The sequence below is a fragment of the Pseudomonas shiyinii genome, assembly GCF_056725765.1.
The window spans coordinates 3414974-3436202 of the sequence record NZ_CM161522.1; the positions used below are offsets into that span (position 1 = coordinate 3414974).

Consider the following 21229-nt stretch of genomic DNA (forward strand, 5'->3'; position numbering starts at 1 on the left):
CCCTGGCCTTCGGGCATCACTGCCCCACCGATTCCGCATCCACTTCCCGCAACGACTTGCCACGGGTCTCCCGGGTGACGGCCACCGCTACGATCGATATCACCGCCGCCGCCACGAGGTACCAGGCAATCGGCGTCGAGCTGTTGTATTCCTTGAGCAGGGTCACGGCGATCAAGGGGGCCAGCGATCCGGCCAAAATCGGCGCCACCTGGTAGCACAGCGACAGCGCCGTGTAGCGGACATGGGTCGGGAACAGTTCGGCCATCAACGCCGAATAGGGGGCATAGGTCATCGACTCGATGGCCAGGCCCAGCGTGATCGCCGCCATGATCAGCCATTCGTTGCCGGTATCCATCATCGGGAAACCGACGAAGCCCCAAAGACCGGTCAACACCGCACCGATCAGGTACACCGGCTTGCGCCCGATGATGTCCGACAGGTAGCCCATGGCCGGGATCATGAAGAAATGCAGCAGGTGCGCACCGAACATCAGCAGCAGGATCTGCGAGGTGTCCTTGTGCACCACCAGCTTCAGGTAGGTGATGGAGAACGTCACCACGATGTAGTAAAGGATGTTCTCGGCAAAGCGCGCGCCGATCCCGACCAACACCGCGCGCCAGTGCTTGGTCAGCACTTCGACGACGCCCAGTTGTGCCTGGGTGACCTTTTGCTGACGCGCCTGGGCCTCCTTGAAGATCGGCGCATCGTCGACCCGCTTGCGGATCCAGTAGCCGATCAGCACCACCACGGCGGAGAACCAGAACGCCACGCGCCAGCCCCAGTCGAGGAACTGCGCCTCCGACAAGCTGGACGACAGGATCAGCAAGATGACAGTGGCGATCAGGTTGCCAGCCGGGACCCCCGCCTGCGGCCAGCTCGCCCAGAAACCACGCCGGTTGTCCGGGCTGTGCTCAGACACCAGCAACACCGCCCCACCCCATTCCCCCCCAAAGGCGAAGCCCTGGATCAGGCGCAGCACCACCAGCAACACCGGCGCGGCATAGCCGATTTTCTCGAAGGTGGGCAGGCAGCCCATCAGGAACGTAGTGATGCCCACCACCACCAGGCTGATCTGCAACAGGTGCTTGCGCCCCAGTTTGTCACCGTAGTGGCCGAACACCAGGCCGCCGATGGGGCGCGCCAGGAAACCTACGGCGTAAAGCGCGAAGGCGGCGATGATCCCGTCCATCGCACTACCGGTCTGGCGGAAGAACAACTGGCCGAAGACCAGCGCCGACGCCGTGCCATAAAGGAAGAACTCATACCACTCCGCCACGGCGCCCGCCATGGCGGCGGCCACCACTCTTTTGATACCGGCAGGCGCATGCTCCGCCGGGCGGTCAAGCGTTTTGGATGCCACAGAGGTCGTAGGGGTCATCGATGTCTCGCTCCGTTGATCGGTGTAGGACGGTCAAATTTTGTTATATCGTATTTCGTATACGATTTTATCCGAGCAAGAATGAGGCCATCACGCGACCGACCTTGCACGGGCCGCGGTATTCAAGGCAGCCAGGCCAGTGGCAGGGAAGATGAAGGGTCAAGGAGGTGTTACGAGAGGAAGCAACGAACCGGGGGGTGCCACAGAAAGGATCACGCTCAGGTGTGAGGCAGATGCTCGTAGAGGCTCTGGCAAACCCCGTTGATATGGTCTTCGATCAGCCGGGCAGCGAGGTCCGCATCCCGTTGGCGGCACGCGGCGACGATATCACGGTGCTCGTGATCGGCCCGCTCCTTCCCTGCCGACAGGCTCATCTGCATGCGCAGATAACGCTCCACCTTGTCGTGGATCGAGCGGATCAGGCCCACCAGGAACGGCCGTTGCGCAGGCTCGTAGAGGCACGCATGCAACGCCCAGTTGAGTTCGGCCCAACGACCGATATCCTCTTCGCCGATGAATTCGGCGCAGATGCCTTCGGCGCGCAAGAAGGTCTCTTCGGTCATGTTCGGCACCGCCAGGCGGATCGCCTTGACCTCCAGCAGTACCCGCACCTCGAACATCTGGGCCAGCTCAGGCTCCGAGATCTTGGTGACCAGCGCGCCTCGGTTGCGATGAAAATCCACCAGGCCTTCCGCCTCGAGGCGCTTGAGCGCTTCGCGAACCGGGATCTTGCTGACATTGAAGGCCTGGGCGATGTCGTCCTGGCGCACCGGCTCGCCTTCGGCAAGCCGCCCGGAAATGATCGCTTCGCGCAGGTGCCTGGCGATGATTTCGGAGGTCGAGGGGGCCACGCCGAGGTTCGGGGCTTTGCTTGGGAAGATGGACACGAGGTTATCCAACAAGGCGCTGAGGCGAATATCTTATACGATACCCAGCGCCCCTCCCAAGCGCCCGCGAGGCCTGTGCCGCATCGGTTGTAGCAGCGGCGGTAACGGCACACCACGTCGTCAGGCCCCAAGGCCGCTCGTAGCACATCGCGGCACAGGCCGCTCAAAGCCCCTTCACGGGCACGCCCGGGTGCCGTCGGCCATCGGCTGTGCGTTGGCATGCCCGGACGCCGGGAACGGCTCGAGGCGACCGATCTTCGGATCGGAGCCCTCGCGGCCGAGGGTCGCCAGCGCACCGCCGCCGTTTTTCAGGAAACAGAAACTTTCGAACGGTACCCCCACCGGTAGGCGCGGGATGCCGAAGCGGGTGTTTTCCGGTGCGATGTAACCCGACACCGGCAGCGTGTACTGCCCGGAGTCCAAGTGGCCGCCGACGACCTTGCTCGAACTGTGCCCCTCGATGCGGATGCGCACGTCCCGCGTGACCGGCAGGAAATTGGCCTTGGCCGGCAGGTCGATACGGATACGCCCGATCTGTGCGGTGGGTTGCGGCGTCAGGGTCGTCAGCCGGCGCTCCTTCTCCTGGTCACCGTCCTGGTCGATGACGAAGACATCCACACGCCGAGCCGGGTCGGTGGTGAACCCCACAATGCGAAAGCGAGACGTCTGCTCCTGGTCGATGCCGAGGAACGGCTCTCCCAGTGTACCGACCAACGCCACTTCCACCAGCACATATGCCGGGTCGACACGCGGTGAGGTATAAATGCCCGCCAACGCCTGCAACGCATGGGCGGCGACGAACGAGGTACCGGGCGCATCGGTGATCGGCATGCCGCTGTAGGTAATGTAGTCACCGACCATCAGCGGGGCCGGCTTTTTCGGGTCGCAGCCCGAAAGCGGCGCGGCCGTCGGCTCGGCGGCCACCGGGCCACAGGTGAACCGGCCGGGCTGGCCCGGATCGCCTCCCCCACGACGGTTGCCGAGCGGGCACAATGCATCGTTCGCCGGCGGAGCGACCCTCGGGATGCACATGGGGAAGCCGGTGCTCGCGGTCACCGGCGCGTTACCGGGGTCGGAGGTAAAGCGGTCGTCGATCAACTCACCCCCAGGCTTCTCGCTGTTCTTGCGACCATAGACACCCAACGCATCATTGATGCGCACCCGCGCCGTGGCGTTACCCGTGGGTGCGCCGACCAACAGCTCGCCTTTGGCATAGTCGATTGCACGGATGAAGCCTGCACCTTCACCTTCTTCATTGAACCCCTGCGGCATGAAGTTGACCACGCCGGCGATGTACTGCCCGGCGACCATGTTGCCCAGCGCCTGGACCATCACCGGCAGCGCAGGCGGCGGAGTGTCGGCGAGCGCCAGACCGCTGGCCGGCCGGGTCGGCGCCAGGGCCTGGCCCCAGCCCGGTTGCTTGCCACGGAACAGGTCACTGAGCGTCAGGTATTGCCCGGGCATGGTGATCAGCAGGTTCCTCGGCAAGATCACCTGTACACCATTGACGGTAAGGCTGCCGCCCGACAGTGGATCGCTGGCATCGTCCACCTTCAGCACCTGCAGGTAACCGGTCAGCAGGAACGATGGGTTGGGGTCTTCGCCACGCGCATCGCCCGGCCCGCCGAGCAGCAGCAAGGCCAACGCGAGCAACTGGAAAACCGGCCGATGTTCATTGCCGTTGCGTGTAGCCATGGTCGCCTCCTGTCCACAGGCCGACAGCAAAGCCGTGGTGTTGTTGCCGGGTGAAGTTGAGCACCACGCCTGGGCTGGGCTCGAAGTGCTGCAGCGTGCCGAGGGCGGTGATGAAGTTTTCCGCAGTGAGGCGCTTGCCGCTGCGGGCCAAGGTTTCGATCAACGTCTGCGCGGCGGTATCGGCCAGCAGTGCCCACAAGTGCTGGTTGGCCGACAGGCCATCGCCCGGCGACACGGGCTCGGGCATCGGCAACGCTACCCACTCGCGCAATGGGCTCGTGGGCTGTTGCTGCGGCGCCCCGGAGACCACCGCAAGGCTCCCCAGGCAAACAGGGGCCGGCCGTTGCAGCAGTTGCGTGCGAACCTCGCGCAGCCACCTGGCGTCGAGCAGCGCGAGCACGCGGGATGCTCCTGTGCCCGAGAGCTGCTCGTGCAACTGCCGGCTATCGCTGATGGCCAGCATGCGGAAGGCCGGATCGCGCCCGAGCCGGGCCGCCAGGGGGTCGTCAGGGTGATGCAGCAGCAGCGTCGCATCTTCAGGCCCAGGGCACTGGCGCGCCAGCTCCGCGGCCAACCGGCCAATCTGGGAGGTCAGGCTGGGCAACAGATAACTGAGCTGCACCTGGGTGGAGTCCTCCCGCGGCACGCCCAGCGTCGCGACCATCGCTACCTGGCGCTGCGCCAACAGCCGACGCAACTCGGCATCCGGCTCGGGCAGCAGGCTACCGACCAAAGCGAACACAGGTGCAACACCAGACGTGAGCAGCTCGCGGGCAGCCCGCGAGGCACTGGCCGGCGAAGCCCCCGCGTCGGCCACCACCAGCTCCACCCGCCGACCGAACAGGCCGCCCTGGGCATTGAGGGCGGCGAAACGCTGCTCCAAGGTGCCACGCACCAGCCGGCCGACCGCTGCCTGCGGCCCGCTCAAGGGCAACACACTGCCGACGGTGACGCGTTCGTCGGTGACGCCCGCCGGGCCATCGCCGCTATCGCCCAGTTGCCGCAGGTAGGCGACCAGCGCCCGGCCTTCGTCGGCGCTGAGCGCAAAGCGCGGCATCGGGGCCTTCAAGGGGCGCTGTGCACGGCCACGCCCTTGGCGAATGGCCGCCAGCACCGCGTCTGCGTCCGTGTAGCCGGGGCCATCCAGGTTGCCCAGCATCAGCAAGTGCCATTGCAGCGCCGGCGCCTGGACGCCGCCTTCGCGCAGGCCGGCACCATCACTGCCGTGGCACTGGATACAGGCCATGCCGGCGAGCTCGACGCCATTTAGCCGCGGTGCCTGGCTGAACGCCTGCTCGCCCCGGTACAGCGCACGCCCCAACTGCAGCGCAGCCTCGTCCGCCAGCGCCGACCCGGTCAGTGCCACGGCAAGCAGCGCTACCACGCACTTCATGTGGCCAGCTCTCGCAGCAGCTCGACCATCGCCTGCGGCGGGTTGAGCGACGAGGTGCGGGTCCAGCGGCCACGACGGGTGTCACCGAGCCACAGCAACGGTGGGTGTTCACTCAGGTTCGTCGAGCGCACTTCGAACGCGCGCAGCACCCGGGCGATGTCGCCCGCCTCGCCGGTGAGCAGCAACCAGTCCGGCCCGGAGAGCTCGAAGCGCTCGGCATAGGCGCGCAACTGCTCCGGGCCATCGCCATAAGGGTCGACCGTGATCGAGACGATCCGCAGCCCTTCCATGCCCGGTTCGCCCCTCAGCCGCCGGTAGGTCTCGCGCATCAAGGCGGTCTGCGGCGGACAAAGCGTGGTGCAGGCGGTGAACATGAAGCCGACCGCGACCAGGCGGTCGGCGAAGACGTCGGCCAGGCGCCACGGCTGGCCATGCTGGTCGAGTAGCGTCACATCCGGCAACGTCGGCGGCCCCAGCCAGTCCGCCGCCGACAGCCCTCTGGGCCAGAGGCAGCACACACAGGCCCCGGCAAGCAGCGTGGTGAACAGGGCGCGGCGCTTCATCGCGCTACCTCCAACGGCCAATGCAACGTGCCGAGGCGGCCACGCTCATAGCCCGTGCCCAGCGCCGGCACACGCACCAGCAGCTCGAAGCGCCCATCACGCAAGCCTCGCAGCTCGGCGCGATAACGTCCCTCGCCCAACGGGATCGCCGCCGAGCGGCCTTGCCAGGGACCTTGCAATTGCACTGCCAGCAGCGTGACGTCGGCGGTGTCCAGCGCCTTGCCTGCAGCATCGCGCAAGGCGAATTCGACCTGTGCGACATCCGCCGTGCTGGCATGTACCGCCTGCAGCTTCGGCGTGGCCGACGGGTGCTCTTGCGGCGCCACTGGCACGCCCTGCAGGTCGAGCACGAAACAATGGGTGATCGAGGGTTGCAGGTTGCGCACCACCACGTCGTAGCGTCCGCTGTGCTCGACCCGGGTCGCGGCCTCGAAGCGTCCTGGCCGGCGCTCCACCAGGCTGCTGTCGAGCACTAGCAGGCCTCGCATGGGCCTTCGATAATTGCTGAAGCTGCCCACCGGCACCATCATCCCTTCCACATAGCGATAGATCATCGCATCGGCCGGGTTGGCCACCAGCATGCCGTTGCCCTCCGGCGCCGCAGCCATCGGGCTGGCGACATTCTGGCTCTGGGCCACTTCAGCCGGAGCGCCCCGTCCCATAGGCACACTGACGGTCACCAGCTTGCCGCCCCGCGCCTCGCCAAGGTTCACCAACTGCATGTCGGCCGTTCCCTGGCTGCGCACATAGGCGAAGTCCCGCGAAAAACCCAGGTGGTCGGGGTAACCAGAGATCTCCAGCTCATCGACGCGCCGGGCAGTGGCCAGGTCGATAAGACTGAGGCGGTTGGCCGTGCCATTGAGCACCAGCGCGTAGCGCCCTTCGTCGAACAGCCCGAGGGTTTGCGCACCGGGCCGCAGGGCGATGCGTTCGACCTTGCCACTGCCCGGCTCGACCAGGCTCAACGTGCCGGCGTTGATGGCCAGCACCACCAGCCGTTGCGCCGCCACGCTCCAGGCGCTGGCCACCGGTGTGCCAGGCACTTCGACGGTGATGACACGGCCCCCGACGCGCTCGATCAGCGACACGCTGTTGCCTTCGGCATTGGTCGCGGCGAGCCATCGGGCATCGGCGTCGGCCACCAGGGTGTGCGGGCCCGCACCCAGCGCCCGTCGCTCCAGTATCCGACCGTCAGTGGCATCCAGCGCCAGCAGCTCACGGGCGCCATCAAGGCCAACCCAAACCTTGCGCCCATCGGGGTCGGCCACCAACCGTGTCGGCAGGCTGCCCTCCCCCGTATCGACGAGGCCGACCAGGCGCCGCGTCAGGCTGTCGACCAGCGCTACCTTGCCAACCTCGCGCAGGCTGACAAACAGCCGTTGCGCCTGGGCCAGCCATACCCAGTCGTAACCGCGGGACGGCAACTGGACGATGGATTCGAGCTTGCTGTTGCGCAAGCCCACGTGGGGGTTGATGAACGCCACGGTGTCGTCCTGGTTGAGCGTCACCAGGCGGTAGCCGTTGAGGTCGATGTCGGCCCGTGACCCGAGCGAGCCGGCCATCAGCGACTGTGCCTTGAACGCGCACCCCAGCTCGTTGGCGACCTGCTCGGAATGTCGCCTGAGCATCCACGCCGCCGGCCGCGCGCCCTCGATGGGCTGGCCGCTGCGCGCATCGCTGAGGCTGATGCGGGTCAGGCCATTGCCCTCGTGCAAGGCCTGGTAGCTGAGCTCCACCGCCACCCCACCCTCGGTGGCACGCAGCACCGTCGGTTCGCCGGCCCAAGCCGGTGCAGCCAAGGCCAGCAAGGCGAGCAACCGGCCTGCGCGGCTTATCACAGGAAATACACCCGGCCGACGGCCACGCGCTTGAACTGGCCGGTGTTGTTGGCGTCGATCAGGTCGAACTTGACCTCGTCGATGCTTCGCCCATTGCCGGCCTTGGCGCCGAGCGCCGGCGCGCTGCCACGTTGCTGGCTGAGGGCGACCGAGGGCGCCACCAGGCGGAACCACAGGCCATTGTCCAGACGCACCTTCAGCGAGGCGATGTAGTAGTCACCGAGGTTGCCGTTGGCGGAGAGGCATGCGCCGACCTTGCTGACCGGTTGGGAGAACTTCAAGTGCACAGGCTTCATCAGCTCGCCCGCGCCACGGATCGAACCGAGCAGCAAGGGTTCGTCGACGTCGAAGTTGTAGCCGAACAGGCCGTCGCGGCACTGCGAGTACACCAACGTCGGGCCGTTGCGAACGATGGTGATGCGCTGCTGACCGATGACGAACGCACGATAGCGGCCACTGACCGACACTTCCTGTGTGAGCGGCTGGATGCCGCCGTTGAAGTCGGCGAACGACTGCCACGAAGCCGTCTGGCAATCAGCGCTCAAGGCATCGCGGTCGAGCACCGCTTCGAGGTCCGCGCTCATGGTTTGTCCTCCTGAGGGGCTTGGGCACCGTCAGTGTTCCCGGGCGTCACCCGCAGCAGGCCCCAGACCCCACCGTCGAAGACGAAACTGGCCTGGCTGCGCCACAGGTAGTCCATGGCCATGCCCTGGCGGCCACCGGCCTTGAGCAGCAGGTTGGCGCTCATCAGCGGGCCAACGCCGTTGTAGCTGCCCTGGTTGATCCAGCCATGCTCCACTGCCTCGGCATGGCTGGCGAACGGCACCGGTACACCGGCATTGCCCGGTTGCTGGTCGCGGGCCAGGTGATAGGGCATCGGGTCCCATTCATGGCCATGCAGCGCGATCGCCTGTTGGCGGGTATGGCCGCCGGGGTGGACAATGCGCAGGCGCACCTCGCTGCCGGCCCGGGCCAACAACAGCGGCGTCTCGGGGTCGCAGACATGGCGCAAGGGTTGCGCCAGCAGGTCGATGCCCGCCTGGCAACGGATGTCCCGCGCCGCCTCCTGCGGGCCTTGCGCCGTGACCTGCTGGTCGGCGCTGGCGGGGCTGACCGGCATGAGTGTAGCGTCGTTGCGCTGCACCTTAGAGCTGAGCACCGCGGCGTAATCGAGCTGGTTGCGGTCTTCGAAGGGCACCGAGGGGTCGCCGCCGCGCCGCCCCCAAAGCGGCTCGCTGCGGTAGTTGACGGCCTTGGCCCCATAGTCGTCCGGCTCCTCGGCACCGGCGAGGTTCTCCAGCCGGTTGCCGTCAATCTTGGCGTCCACCGCGTCCTGCAGTACCAGCACCAGGTCGCGGTAGCGGCGTTGCTCACGCAGCCGTTCAGGGATGGTGTTACCGTCTTTGTCCAGGGTCGGGGAGAAGCAGACCGTGGCACTGATGTCGCTGCGACGGTCGGCCTCACGCTCCTCGGCCTGCTCCGAGCGGCACACGGTGCTGCCCTGTGGGCCGATCACCAGTGCACCGATGGCGCCGTGCGCCGGGTGCTTGATCACATCGGCATAGCTGCTCAACGGCAAGGCGCCGAACTCCACCGGGGTCGGTATCTGCCGGCCCTGGTCGTCCATGCGGAACTCACCGGCGTACCAGATGGCGAACGATGCCGAGGTACACGCGCTATCGTCGGCCGCATCGGCGGTACAAGGCGGTATCAGGTTGCCTTGCGGGCGGTCCTGGGCGGGGTCGTTGCGCCCGGCATCCCGGCGGCCGTTGCTGCCGATATTGGCGCCATCGGCGTCGCGGCTATAGCGGGCGATCATCGGTGCCGAGAGGCCGATGCTCGAGGACATGCGCAGTTGGTTGTAGTTGAAGCCGTCGAGGATCATCGACATGAAGTTGTCGCTGAAATGCGCGGTGGTGCGCTCGCCATCGACCACCGGGCCATCCGGCAGCACCGCTGGCAGATGGTTGCGCAGCTTGACGAACAGACAAGCGCCCGCGGGCGCCCGCAGCACCAGCGGCTCGATCGGCCGCGCACCGCTCTGCACCTGCTGGCGCAGCTGGGTGAGGATGAAGCGGTTCAACTGGCCAGCGTCGAGGTACGGGGCGGCCGCCTCGGCCAGGGCCTCGTCCTGCTCCACCAGGTCATCGTAGAACCCCTTGGGCTCATCCTCGCCGGGCAGGCGATTGTTGCGCACGTAGAGGATGGCATTCGGATCGTCCAGGCGCAGGCGCAGGTTATAGGGAATGCCGCGCCGGCCCGCGCCGCACCCACCGGTCAGCTCGCAGGCCCGCACCGCACTGATATCGAAGAACAGCTGCGGGCTGCCGGCCGGGCACACTCGGAGCGACGCCTGGTCATCCGCCGGCCGTGGCGGCAACGGCACCGGGTTACCGGGCAAGCCGTCGAGTCGGGCAATGCCCGCCTGGAGCATCGGCTTGCTGACCGGGGCCTGGCCGTCCTGCGCCGGGGTGTCCTTGCGCCCATAGCTGCGCACCAGCCCCCACATGCCGTCCCATAGCTGGTCGACCGAAGAGCCGAAATACAGCGAGTCGAGTACCGGAGTGGCCAGTGGGTTGACCCTGATGTCGAACTCCATGTGCTCGGAGATGCCCAATGGCTGGGCGCTGGTCCAGCCGGAGCGGGGGTTGTCCGGCTCGCGTGACCATTTGTACTCGCTCATGGCGAAGACATGCTGGGCCTCCTGGGCTCCCTGGATCAGCCGGATGTACAACGGGTCGCCTTCGTAGCCGGCGACCACAGGCGTAGCCGGGTCGCCCAGCATGCGCCAGGGCTCCTCACGTTGCAGCCGGCAGGCACCCGGCAGTTGCGTGGCGGGATAGAGCGCGCAATTGAAGTCCCGGCGCCAGCGCTCAATATCGGCGAGGGTCTTGTCCAGCTTGTTACCCATGCCGGCCTGCTTGAGGATCTGCCGCGTACGCGGCGATACCAGAGCACCATAGGGCTGTGTGGCGAGCAGCCGGTCGGGCGCGGCATGCACCTTGGTGCTGAACACGTTGGCCATGTCGCCGACACAATCGTAGCGCCCCGGCGGGCAGTCCTTCTGACGGTAGTCGAACCCGCCCAGTTGCTTGTTCGGCGTGCGTTCGGTGATGCGCAGCGGTACCGGCTCGTTACGGTAGTTGATCAGTTGCGTGCCCGGGTCTTCCGACGAGATGGCCAGCGGACGCGGTTGGTTGAGGGCAACCTGACGGTGGCCGAGGCGGATCTGCGAACGGTCCGGGTCCTCCGGGTTGATCGGCTCCAGCGCGGCGTTGTAGAGAATCGAGAAATCGGCCAATGCCAGGGCGTACTCGCGCCGGGTGTCGTGGGCGCGCAGCGCTGGCGGGCAGTCGAGCTTGGCATCGGTGCGGGCTGGATCGAGCGGGTTGGAATCCTTGCGTGAACCGCTCTGCTGTGGTGTCGGCACGCCTCCCCAGAGGCACTGCGGCGAGACGATGTTGGCACGCGAGGATGTCGGGCCGCCGTCTTCGCGTAGCCTGAGCGGCTCGCGCAACTCGTTGGCCGCCACCGCGCGGGCAGCAGGGTCGGGAGCGCGAACCTTGCAGCGCTTGTCCAGCTCGATGGTCCACTGGGAAAGGTTGGCGCCGCCGATCACTTTGCCACGCTCCTTGTCCCGCAGCGCCGCATCGCGGCTGCACAGCTTGCTCCAGTCGAGGTCCTTGGCGTCCAGCCGCAACCACACCGAGTTGCTCGGCTCGACGATCAGTGCAGCATAGAGGCCATGCTGCTGGTGCGAGCTGGGGCCGAAGTGGTCATGGGTGAAGACAGTACGCAGGGTGTAGTCGCGGCCATTGCGTGGGTCGAGCAGCGGGTCGGCGTACCAACGCTGCACCGTGCGCTGGGCGCCACAGTACGGGTGCTTCTCGGCAAGGGTCTTGAGAGGCAGCTCGGCCGCGTTCGCAGGGCAGGTGCCTTTTTTCTTCAACGCCGCGCAACGCGCATTACCTGGCGCGCAGGGCGCGGCGAACAGCGGGTGGGTGCGCAGTGCCAACGGCGCGACGCCGCGTGCACCGGCGGTGTCGTTGTAGGCATGCACGCGTTCGCGCACCTCCTCGGGTGAGAAGGTACCGTCTTCATAGTTCCAGCCGTTGCCCGCGCCATCGGAGGCGGTCACGTCGAACTTCACCAGATGGATGTGCTGGCCGATGGTGTCGGTCGGGGTGTAGATCTGGAAGTCGTCCAGCGCCAGCGCGTTGGGCACGAAGTTGCTGTGCTTGAAGTTGATGCAGTCGCCGGAATTGGCCCGGAAGAACAAAGGCTCGGGCAGCCGTGCGCGGGTATTGGGGTCGATGATGTCCTTGATGTCCTGCTCCAACGAGAGAATGCGCGCCTGCGGGTCGAACCAGCCATGGCGGTTGACGGTGAGCTCGGTCTGGATCACGCCCACGCGGTAGTCGCGCACGGGTGCCGGGGCCGGACACGGGTCGGCAAACGGTGCGCCGGCCACCGGTGCACGGCCATTGACCCAGAACACCGGAGGCCCTTCGGGTGGATCCTGCTGCGCAACGGTACTGACGCGGCTCGACTTGTAGCCGCGCGACGCTTGCTCCCACAACGGGTTGCGCGGGTCGCCCGCCTCGCTGACCGGCTCCAGCCCCGGCGCGCTCAGGGTGCCGGCATGAAACGCCATCGCGGTGCGCTCACTGGGCTCGCCCTCTTCATCGAGCAGCTTGATGCCAGCGATGGATTTCCACTCCTCGGCCAAGGCATACAACGCATTGGGGTTCTGCTCGAACACTCGCCGGGCATTGAGCTGCGCACTCGGCGTGCCCTTGGCCAGTGCCGCTTCCAGCACCTCTTGGTTGGCCAGTGCACGCTCGGTGAGGTTGCCCTTGTTCTCCCAGCCGGTGAGCACGTGGCGCGGCAGGCCGCCGTTGACCGGCTGGCCGTCGACCACATCCATGTCCTTGGGTGGTTGCGGCGGTCGGTGGCCGGGCTCACCCGGGATGTAGAACGGGTAGCCGGCGAACTGTTCGGTAGGCATCGGCGCCAGCGCAGAGCCCGGGATCGGTACCAGCGCGGGGCTTTCCGTGCCGCTCACCACTTCGGCGTCCGGCAGCTTGCGCGCGTCGGAGCCATCCTCGAATACATCGTGGGTACGCCACAGCTCCCACATGCCCTGGGCAAAGTGCGGGTAGAGGTGGCAATGGAAGATCGAATCGCCGGGCGTCAGGTTGCGGTTGCCCGACCCACCGAACTCGATCTCGTAGCTGAAGGTGGCGCCGGGGGAAATGGTCTGCGAATCGAGGTAGGTGGAGCCGGCGGCGCTGGGGTTCTGCACCCATTGGTGGGCGTGCAGGTGGAACACATGGGTTTCCTTGGGCCCTGCATGGATATTGCGAAAGCGCACCGCATCGTTGAGGTAGGAATGATGCACGTTGGACGGGTCGTCGGGGTACAGCGCTCCGACCGGCTTGCGGCCGTCGTCGCTCCAGCGCAGCAGCAGCGCAGGGTCGCCGTTGGCCCAGGAGCTGAGGAAAAACTCCTCGGCGCGACACTCCGGGCAATTCTTGGCCGGCCCTGTGCGGCGGTTGCGCGCCAGCACCATGGCGCCCATTCCTCCAGCGCCGTAGTTCACGCCCATGTTGTCGCGGATGTAGAACAGTGGGTTGGACTCATCCTCCAGTTCCGCGAATGCCTGCACCGCCTTGATCTCATCGTGCATGATCACGGTGAATTCGCGGTAGGCATGGCCACAGCTGTTACCGAAGGCATAAGCCTGGCAATGGCGGTCGGGGCCGGTGGTGTCGTTATGGTCGGGCGCCTGGCCGGTCAGCACGACGATGGCGTTGAGGTCGGAGTGAACGATCTCGTCCCCGTCGAGCATGGCCAGGATCGGCATGCCCGCCTGCGGCCCACTGTCGTAGCGGGCATTGTCGTAATCGAGGTTGGCGAACGGATGCCCGCCTTGCGCGGCCGGTCGGCTGGCCGCCTTCAGGTCGGCGTGGGTGACTTGCGAGCGGTACCAGCGAGCCCCCCGCGGCTGCACGTTGACCGCGCCGAACAGCCCTGCGCCAAGTTGCCCGCCATCGCCCTCCCCGCCGACGCTGGCGCCGGTGGAATAGGCGAAATAGGTGCCCTCGCGCACCGCCTGCAAACGGTACACGGCACTCTGCCCGGGGTACACCTGGCCGCCCTGCTGCTCCAGGCGCTGGCGCAGCACGGCATCGGTGGCCGGGTTCACCAACGCACGATTGAGGCCGACGTTGTCACCGTCGGCGCCACATACCCAAGCGTGCCGGGCGGTGGCGAGCGGGCACTCGTCGGCGTGCATCGGCACGAAGTTGAGGCCGTTGACATGGAAAGCCGCAGCACGAGTGTAGGGCAAGTCGTTGCTCACCGATGTGGCGCGCACCAGGTTGCGGCCATCGCTGCCGTTAGCGGGGTAGACCGTGCCGTAGTTGTCCTCCATGTGCGCGGGCACCTTGCCCGAATACTGCTCGGGCAGGTTACTGCGCTCCTCAGGTACCCCAGGCAGAAGCAAATTATGGAAACGCACCTCCAGGCAGTCGCCTTCGTTGGCGCGCAATACCAGCGGGCGCGGCCGCTTGTCGGGGCGCAGCCGTACATGCCCAGGGGCCTCGCTCAAGTTGTCGTCATCGACCGGCGTACCATCGGCGATCGTTGGGTGGCCGGAAAACACCACATCGCGGCGCAGCGCGTAGAGCATGCCGGCCGGGTTGAAGGCACCGAAGCGATTGAGTACGTAGGCCTGTTCCAGCGCCACCACTTCGGCCCGCAGCGTGCGTTGGCACAAAACAGGAGAAGGCGCGCCGGCAGATGCCCCGGCGAGGGCAGCGAAGGCCAGTTCGCTGGCAGTGCCCAGAACGCCCAGGGCAAGCCAATGGCAGGCAGAACGCATGGACTCTCTCCTCTTTCGCGCAGCACCGACAAACTTCGCCGACACAACCGAAACAGCACAGAATCCCCGCTCGGGGCACACTCCTTGGAGCATCCGCTCAACGACAGCGCCCGGACTAGATCCAGCAGGGCTTGATTCCTGCGCTGTACTCTAGATCACTGGTCCTGCGAGCGTATGACCGTTCGTACCGAAAACATACAATTCGCAGTGGCACATTAATATCGGCCCGGCAAGGAAAGGGGGCTTGGGGCGGGACACCCGAAGAGGCGTCCACGACGGCCTACAGCGGGCTGGAAAGAGAAGGTAGGGTCATAAACGCTGGCACCGAAAACACAAAGCCCCCGAATTCTTCTCAGAAAACAGGGGCTTTGCGCTTCACATGTATGGCGGAGAGATAGGGATTTGAACCCTAGGTACTGTTGCCAGTACAACGGATTTCGAATCCGTCCCGTTCGACCACTCCGGCATCTCTCCAGTGGCGCGCATGATACCAGCGATTTCCTGAAAGGCAAACCCTTCTTTGAAAAAAATTCGCGTGGTATCAGGCGCTTGCGTGAGCGAGGCGCTTAGAGCGGCACGCCCAGGCGCTTGGCCACTTCCTCGTAGGCTTCGATGACATCACCCAGGCCTTGGCGGAAGCGGTCCTTGTCCATCTTCTTGCGGGTTTCTTTATCCCACAGGCGGCAGCCGTCCGGGCTGAACTCGTCGCCCAGGACGATCTGGCCGTGGAACACGCCGAACTCCAGCTTGAAATCGACCAGCAGCAGGCCGGCGTCGTCGAACAGCTTGCTCAGCACTTCGTTGACCTTCAGCGACAGCTGCTTCATGGTCGCCAGCTGCTCGGCAGTGCCCCAGCCGAAGGCCACGACGTGGGATTCGTTGATGAAGGGGTCGCCCTTCTCGTCGTTCTTCAGGAACAGCTCGAAGGTGGACGGCTCCAGCTTGATGCCCTCCTCCACGCCCAGGCGCTTGACCAGGCTGCCGGCGGCGTAGTTGCGCACCACGCACTCGACCGGGATCATGTCCAGCTTCTTGACCAGGCATTCGTTGTCGCCCAGCAGCTTGTCGAACTGGGTCGGGATGCCGGCTTCTTCGAGCTTCTGCATGATGAAGGCATTGAACTTGTTGTTCACCATGCCCTTGCGGTCGAGCTGTTCGATGCGCTTGCCGTCGAACGCCGAGGTGTCGTTACGGAACAGCAGGATCAAGCGGTCGGCGTCGTCGGTCTTGTAAACCGATTTGGCCTTGCCGCGGTAGAGTTCTTCGCGTTTTTCCATGATGGGCTCCGCTTGCTTGAGTAGGTGGGCTAGGCGATTTCGCGCCAGTCGAGCCCGTGTTCCTGGTTCGCCACCTGGAGCCAGTCCGGGTCGCACCCCAAGGTGTCGACGAAGCACTGGCGGGCCAGTTGTGGCCGGTTGTTCTTGCTGCTGAGGTGGGCCAGCACCAGGTGCTGCAGGTGTTGCCAGCCCAGCTCGGCCACCAGGCTCGCGGCCTGGTGGTTGTTCAAATGCCCCTGGTTGCCGCCGACCCTGAGTTTCAGGAAGTGCGGGTAATGCCCCCGGGCCAGCAGGTCACGACAATGGTTGGCCTCGATCAGCAGGGCGTCCAGGCCTTGGTAACGGTCCAGCAGGTACCTGTCGTAGGAGCCCAGATCGGTGAGCATGCCGAAACGTCGGCGGCCATCGCTGAACACGTACTGCAGCGGCTCGAACGCATCATGCTCGACCCGGTTCGCACTGACCTCCAGCGCGCCGATGCGCAGGCTGTCGCCACAACGCAGGAAACCCGTCGCCTCCACCGGCTTGCGCATGCCGCGCAGGGTGCCTTGGCTGAGATAGACCGGTACATTGTAGCGCCGCGCCAGCAGCCCCACGCCATGCACGTGGTCGGCATGTTCGTGGGTGACCAGCACCGCGCTCAGCTGTGCCGCAGACACACCGAGCAGCGCCAGGCGCCGCTCGGTCTCGCGCAGGGAAAAACCGCAATCGACCAGGACGAAGGTATCGTCATGGGCGATCAGCGTGCCGTTCCCCTGGCTGCCGCTTCCAAGTACCGCGAAACGCACTTAGCCCAGGTGGTCCTGAATCATGCTCAGCACGCGGCGGGCCACATCGGCTGGTGCCACGGTGTTGATGTTCTTCTCGACGGTGACCTGGACGTTCTCGCCCACCTTGCTCAGGCGAACCTGGTAGCGCTCGGCACGGGCTTCACGCTCTTCCTTGGACGGCTCGCTGCCGAACATGCGGCCGAAGAAGCCTGGCTGGTTCTGCTTGTCGTCGGGTTTCTCGGACAGGTTGATGTAGTACAGGCCCAGGCTGCGGTTGATGTCCTCGACCCGCCACTCGCCCTGCTCCAGGGCGCGGCCCACGCTGGACCAGGCACGGTCCAGGTCGGCGCCCAGGTACAGCACCGGGTTGCCGCTGCCGTCTTCGCTCAGGCTGACGCGGCTTGGCGCGTCGAAGTCGCGGGCGGCGAGCAGAGACACCGAACCGCCCTTCTCGGCGCTGCGGTTCATGCTGGCCAGCATCTCGTCGACCAGCAGGGCGTCGGCGGCAGTGTTGGCGGAGCTGGACGGGAACTCAGGCTCGGCGGTGCTGCCGGCCGGGCGCTCGACGCTGACGATGTACACCTCGGAGGTGTTGCGCTGCACGCCAGGCTCCATGCGAACGCGCACGCGCACTTCGCTGTCTGGGCTGCTGGAGGCGCTGGCCAGGCGTTGGCCAAGGGATGCGGACAGCTCGTCGAAACGCTGCCAGGTGGTGTTGAATTCACCGGTCTGCGGGCGTTCTTCGGCGATGCGGAAGCCGTTGTCCTCGAAGAACTGGCGGGCCACCGGCCAGACTTCGGCCGGGGCACGCTGGGCCAGCACCCAACGGCTGCTGCCGCTGCGCTGCAGGGTGAAATCGCTTGCTTCGGCCGCTGCGGTCAGCGGCTGCGGGCGCGGCACCTCGAACTCGCCGGTGGCGTGATCGTCGGCGACGTTGCGCGGGATCGGCAGCAGCGGGTCCAGGCGCTTGACGTTGCTGGCGTCCGGCGGCAGCTGCATCGGCGCGGTGGGGTGCGCCTGCAGGTAGTCGCTGCCGCGGTCGCGGAAATAGCCATCCTCGCCCCACAGCCAGCCGCAACCGCTGGTGCTGGAGATGATCAGGGCAAGGGTGGAGAGACCAGCCAGTCGCTTCATGCGGTGTACTTCCTCGATTAAACCAGTACGCCGGACTGGCGCAGGGCCGCACGGACTTTTTCGTGGCAGCCTTCGCTCAGCCAGGTCAGCGGCAGGCGGATGCCCTTCTGCATCAGGCCCATCTCCACCAACGCCCACTTCACAGGGATCGGGTTGGCTTCGCAGAACAGGTCTTTGTGCAGCGGCATGAGTTTTTCGTTGATTGCGCGGGCCTTCTCGGCATTGCCCTCAAGGGCGGCCTCGCACAGGTCGGCCATTTCGCGCGGGGCGACGTTGGCGGTGACCGAGATGTTGCCCTTGCCGCCCATCAGGATCAGCTCGACGGCAGTCGGGTCGTCGCCGGACAGGACGATGAAGTCCTTGTCGACGCCGTCGAGGATGGCCTTGGCGCGCACCAGGTCGCCGGTGGCTTCCTTGATGCCGATGATGTTCTTGACCTTCGACAGGCGGATCACGGTCTCGGCCTGCATGTCGCAGGAGGTGCGGCCGGGCACGTTGTAGAGGATCTGCGGGATGTCGACGGCTTCGGCGATGTGCTTGAAGTGCTGGTACAGGCCTTCCTGGGTCGGCTTGTTGTAGTACGGCACCACCAGCAGGCAGGCGTCGGCACCGGCATTCTTGGCGTTCTGGGTCAGGTGGACGGCTTCGGCAGTGGAGTTCGCACCGGTACCGGCGATGACCGGGACGCGATGGTTGCTGCGCTTGACGCGCTCGACCACGTGCTTGATGACCAGGATATGCTCTTCGACATCCAGGGTGGCGGACTCGCCGGTGGTGCCGACCGCGACGATCGCGTGGGTGCCTTTTTCCAGGTGGAAGTCTACAAGCTTGTCGAGGCTGTCCCAATCAAGACGCCCTTGTGCATCCATGGGTGTGACCAATGCCACCATACTGCCCGCAATCATGTAACTGCTCCTGCCGGAAAAAGAGAGCGGTAATGGTACTGGCGCCATCGGCCTTGCACAAGCGACGCAGGTGGGCGGAGCATTCCCCTCGGCGCTGCTTTTCGCTACCCTTCTCCCTTTGATCGGCGCAGCGTGGCCCGCCGGGCCGTCGACAATGCTCCGCGCCAGCGTCCACGACCTCGATTGCGAGCCCGGGGCCCTGCCGACAGGAGGCTTTCGCCTGTCCTGTGCCGACCGCTCATCGCTTTAGGAATGCTGCATGTCCACCCCCACCGTCCGCGAACAGTTCCTCGTCATCAGTGCCTTGGGGCCCAACCCCATGGAGCTGGCCAATGTCCTCAGCCGCGCCGCCTTCGACAATCGCTGCGCGGTGATCACCTCGCGCCTGACCCGTCACGGCGAGACCAGCGCCGTGGTGCTGCAAGTCGGTGGCAGCTGGGATGCCTTGGCCCGCCTGGAGGCCGTCCTGCCGGGCCTGGCCAAGAAGCACGGTCTGACCCTCGACGTAGTGCGCAGTGCCGATCAGGAAGTGCGCCCGCAAGCCCTGCCCTACGTGGCCTATGTGAGCGCCGCCTATCGCCCGGACATCGTCAGCGAACTGTGCCAGTTCTTCCTCGACCACCGCGTCGAGCTGGAAAGCATGACCTGCGACACCTACCTGGCGCCCCAGACCGGCAGCAGCATGCTCAATGCCCAGTTCACCGTGATCCTGCCGGCCGGCACCCAGATCAGCTGGCTGCGCGACCAGTTCCTGGATTTCGCCGACGCCCTGAACCTGGACGCGCTGATCGAACCCTGGCGCCCACAGAACCCCATGTAAGGAAGCTCCCATGGCCGTAGCACTCGACCAACCCGTCGCCGATTTCCAGGCCCAGGCCACCAGCGGCCAGGCCATCAGCCTTGCCGGGCTCAAGGGCAAGCAGGTGGTGCTGTACTTCTACCCCAAGGACAGTACCCCGGGCTGCACCACCGAAGGCCAGGGCTTCCGTGACCAGCACGAAGCCTTCCAGGCCGCCAACACCGTGGTGTTCGGCGTGTCCCGCGATGGCCTCAAGTCCCATGAGAACTTCAAGGCCAAGCAGGGCTTCCCGTTCGAGCTGATCAGCGACAAGGACGAGGCCCTGTGCCAGCTGTTCGACGTGATCAAGCTCAAGAAGCTGTATGGCAAGGAATACATGGGCGTGGACCGCAGCACCTTCCTGATCGACAAGGACGGTGTGCTGCGCCAGGAATGGCGTGGGGTGAAGGTGCCCGGGCACGTGGATGCGGTGTTGGCCGCGGCACAGGCGCTGAATAAGGCTTGAGATCGATTGGGGCTGCCTTGCAGCCCTTTCGCGGCACAAAGCCGCGCCTACAGAGGATTGCGCGCTTCTTAGGAGCGGCCTTGTGCCGCGAAAGGGCCGCAAAGCGGCCCCAGCCACTTCAAAGCATCGGTGAAACGCTAGGCTCCTGCCTCGGCCACGCATCCAGCACCGCCTTGAACAACGTCGCCAGCGGGATGGCGAAGAAGATCCCCCAGAACCCCCACAGCCCGCCGAACAGCAGCACCGCACAGATGATCGCCACCGGGTGCAGGCTGACCGCCTCGGAGAACAGCAACGGCACCAGCACATTGCCATCGAGTGCCTGGATGATCGCGTACACGGCCATCAGGTAGATGAACTGATCGCCCCAGCCCCATTGGAACAGCGCGATCAAGGTCACCGGCACGGTCACCACCACCGCCCCGACATAGGGCACCACCACCGACAACCCCACCAACAAGGCCAGCAACGCCGCATAGTTGAGCCCCAGGCTGATGAAGGCGATGTAGGTGGCGATGCCGCAAATCAGGATCTCGATGCCCTTGCCGCGGATGTAGTTGGCGATCTGCCGGTTCATCTCGTCGCCCACCCGGTTCAGCAGGGTGCGCTGGCGCGGCAGGTAACCGCTGACCCAACGGGCGATGAGCTCGCGGTCCTTGAGGAAGAAGAACACCAGGATCGGCACCAGTACCAGGTAGATCATGGCGTTGACCAGCAGCGGCAGGCTCGACAGGGAGAAGGTCAGCGCCCACTGGCCGAACTTGCCGATCTCGCCGCGCACCGACTCGATGGCGCGCAGCACCTGCTCGTCCGATACCAGATGCGGGTAGCGCTCGGGCAACAACAGCAACAGCGACTGCCACTTGCCCAGCATGCCCGGCAGCTCGTTGAACAAAGTGATCAACTGGTGCCAGAGCAGCGGCACCAGCACCAGCATGAACACCGCCAGGGCGCCCATGAACAGCGCGAACACTATCCACACGGCCAGCCGGGTCGGCACGTGCAGACGCTCCAGCGCATTGACCAGGCCCTGCATGAGGAAGGCCAGGACCATGCCGGCCAATACCGGCGCGAGCATCCCGCCCAAGGTCAGCACCACGGTGAAGGCCAGGAACAGCAGGACCGCCAACACCACCGCCTCCTCATCGGAGAAGTAGCGCTGCATCCAGTCGCGAAGCACTTTGAACATTGACGATCCT

The 21229-nt window shown here is 65.7% G+C and carries 15 protein-coding genes and 1 tRNA gene; 2 read left to right on the forward strand and 14 right to left on the reverse strand.

The genetic code is table 11. From position 1 onward, the window contains the following. Positions 1-16: 16 nt before the first annotated feature. The 13 genes from abaF to dapA form a co-directional block, all read right to left on the reverse strand. A complete protein-coding gene (gene abaF / locus ACXHGZ_RS15340; protein ID WP_480460469.1) occupies positions 17-1378 on the reverse strand; it encodes a fosfomycin efflux MFS transporter AbaF in 1362 nt (453 codons plus the stop codon). Positions 1379-1596: 218 nt separating this feature from the next. Continuing rightward, a complete protein-coding gene (locus tag ACXHGZ_RS15345; RefSeq protein WP_480464069.1) occupies positions 1597-2259 on the reverse strand; it encodes a GntR family transcriptional regulator in 663 nt (220 codons plus the stop codon). 180 nt (positions 2260-2439) lie between these two features. After that, positions 2440-3960, reverse strand: coding sequence for a hypothetical protein (locus tag ACXHGZ_RS15350; RefSeq protein WP_480460470.1), 1521 nt, complete (start codon positions 3958-3960; stop codon positions 2440-2442). Next, positions 3938-5353 carry a cytochrome c/ABC transporter substrate-binding protein gene (locus ACXHGZ_RS15355; RefSeq protein WP_480460472.1) on the reverse strand — a complete coding sequence of 472 codons (1416 nt, stop codon included), beginning with the start codon at positions 5351-5353 and terminating at the stop codon, positions 3938-3940. The genes ACXHGZ_RS15350 and ACXHGZ_RS15355 overlap by 23 nt, the downstream gene beginning before the upstream one ends. After that, a complete protein-coding gene (locus ACXHGZ_RS15360; RefSeq protein ID WP_480460474.1) occupies positions 5350-5937 on the reverse strand; it encodes an SCO family protein in 588 nt (195 codons plus the stop codon). The genes ACXHGZ_RS15355 and ACXHGZ_RS15360 overlap by 4 nt, the downstream gene beginning before the upstream one ends. Further along, complete coding sequence (locus ACXHGZ_RS15365; protein ID WP_480460476.1) at positions 5913-7754, reverse strand: YncE family protein; 1842 nt, start codon at positions 7752-7754, stop codon at positions 5913-5915. Before ACXHGZ_RS15365 ends, ACXHGZ_RS15360 begins: the two co-directional genes overlap by 25 nt. Further along, positions 7751-8338, reverse strand: coding sequence for a hypothetical protein (locus ACXHGZ_RS15370; protein WP_480460478.1), 588 nt, complete (start codon positions 8336-8338; stop codon positions 7751-7753). The genes ACXHGZ_RS15365 and ACXHGZ_RS15370 overlap by 4 nt, the downstream gene beginning before the upstream one ends. Further along, positions 8335-14640: a hypothetical protein gene (locus tag ACXHGZ_RS15375; protein ID WP_480460480.1), complete on the reverse strand. Its 6306-nt coding sequence runs from the start codon at positions 14638-14640 to the stop codon at positions 8335-8337. Before ACXHGZ_RS15375 ends, ACXHGZ_RS15370 begins: the two co-directional genes overlap by 4 nt. 384 nt (positions 14641-15024) lie before the next feature. Beyond that, positions 15025-15114: transfer RNA gene (locus ACXHGZ_RS15380), tRNA-Ser, on the reverse strand. Positions 15115-15206: 92 nt separating this feature from the next. Then, positions 15207-15917 carry a phosphoribosylaminoimidazolesuccinocarboxamide synthase gene (purC, locus tag ACXHGZ_RS15385; protein WP_043213139.1) on the reverse strand — a complete coding sequence of 237 codons (711 nt, stop codon included), beginning with the start codon at positions 15915-15917 and terminating at the stop codon, positions 15207-15209. 29 nt (positions 15918-15946) lie between these two features. Further along, a complete protein-coding gene (locus ACXHGZ_RS15390) occupies positions 15947-16705 on the reverse strand; it encodes an MBL fold metallo-hydrolase (RefSeq protein WP_480460481.1) in 759 nt (252 codons plus the stop codon). After that, a complete protein-coding gene (gene bamC, locus ACXHGZ_RS15395; protein ID WP_084854507.1) occupies positions 16706-17821 on the reverse strand; it encodes an NlpB/DapX family lipoprotein in 1116 nt (371 codons plus the stop codon). A gap of 17 nt (positions 17822-17838) precedes the next feature. Continuing rightward, the gene (gene dapA / locus ACXHGZ_RS15400; protein WP_084854506.1) at positions 17839-18726 is read right to left on the reverse strand and encodes a 4-hydroxy-tetrahydrodipicolinate synthase; all 888 of its coding nucleotides are present in this window, start codon (positions 18724-18726) and stop codon (positions 17839-17841) included. A gap of 259 nt (positions 18727-18985) precedes the next feature. Here dapA and ACXHGZ_RS15405 point away from each other — a divergent pair, with 259 nt between their 5' ends. Both ACXHGZ_RS15405 and ACXHGZ_RS15410 read left to right on the forward strand, forming a co-directional pair. Continuing rightward, on the forward strand, positions 18986-19546 hold the full coding sequence (locus tag ACXHGZ_RS15405) for a glycine cleavage system transcriptional repressor (RefSeq protein WP_196144914.1): 561 nt from the start codon (positions 18986-18988) through the stop codon (positions 19544-19546). Positions 19547-19556: 10 nt separating this feature from the next. Continuing rightward, positions 19557-20030, forward strand: coding sequence for a peroxiredoxin (locus ACXHGZ_RS15410; protein WP_368829732.1), 474 nt, complete (start codon positions 19557-19559; stop codon positions 20028-20030). Between the two features lie 118 nt (positions 20031-20148). Here the strand turns inward: ACXHGZ_RS15410 and ACXHGZ_RS15415 are convergent, their stop codons facing one another. Continuing rightward, complete coding sequence (locus ACXHGZ_RS15415; RefSeq protein ID WP_480460484.1) at positions 20149-21219, reverse strand: AI-2E family transporter; 1071 nt, start codon at positions 21217-21219, stop codon at positions 20149-20151. Positions 21220-21229: the final 10 nt, after the last annotated feature.

Bases quoted from the DNA above. Each gene is read 5' to 3' on its own strand.
- ACXHGZ_RS15410 (WP_368829732.1), top strand. From the start codon at position 19,557: ATGGCCGTAGCACTCGACCAACCCGTCGCCGATTTCCAGGCCCAGGCC.
- ACXHGZ_RS15405 (WP_196144914.1), top strand. From the start codon at position 18,986: ATGTCCACCCCCACCGTCCGCGAACAGTTCCTCGTCATCAGTGCCTTG.
- ACXHGZ_RS15350 (WP_480460470.1), bottom strand. From the start codon at position 3,960: ATGGCTACACGCAACGGCAATGAACATCGGCCGGTTTTCCAGTTGCTC.
- ACXHGZ_RS15415 (WP_480460484.1), bottom strand. From the start codon at position 21,219: ATGTTCAAAGTGCTTCGCGACTGGATGCAGCGCTACTTCTCCGATGAG.
- purC (WP_043213139.1), bottom strand. From the start codon at position 15,917: ATGGAAAAACGCGAAGAACTCTACCGCGGCAAGGCCAAATCGGTTTAC.
- dapA (WP_084854506.1), bottom strand. From the start codon at position 18,726: ATGATTGCGGGCAGTATGGTGGCATTGGTCACACCCATGGATGCACAA.
- bamC (WP_084854507.1), bottom strand. From the start codon at position 17,821: ATGAAGCGACTGGCTGGTCTCTCCACCCTTGCCCTGATCATCTCCAGC.
- ACXHGZ_RS15375 (WP_480460480.1), bottom strand. From the start codon at position 14,640: ATGCGTTCTGCCTGCCATTGGCTTGCCCTGGGCGTTCTGGGCACTGCC.
- ACXHGZ_RS15370 (WP_480460478.1), bottom strand. From the start codon at position 8,338: ATGAGCGCGGACCTCGAAGCGGTGCTCGACCGCGATGCCTTGAGCGCT.
- ACXHGZ_RS15355 (WP_480460472.1), bottom strand. From the start codon at position 5,353: ATGAAGTGCGTGGTAGCGCTGCTTGCCGTGGCACTGACCGGGTCGGCG.
- abaF (WP_480460469.1), bottom strand. From the start codon at position 1,378: ATGACCCCTACGACCTCTGTGGCATCCAAAACGCTTGACCGCCCGGCG.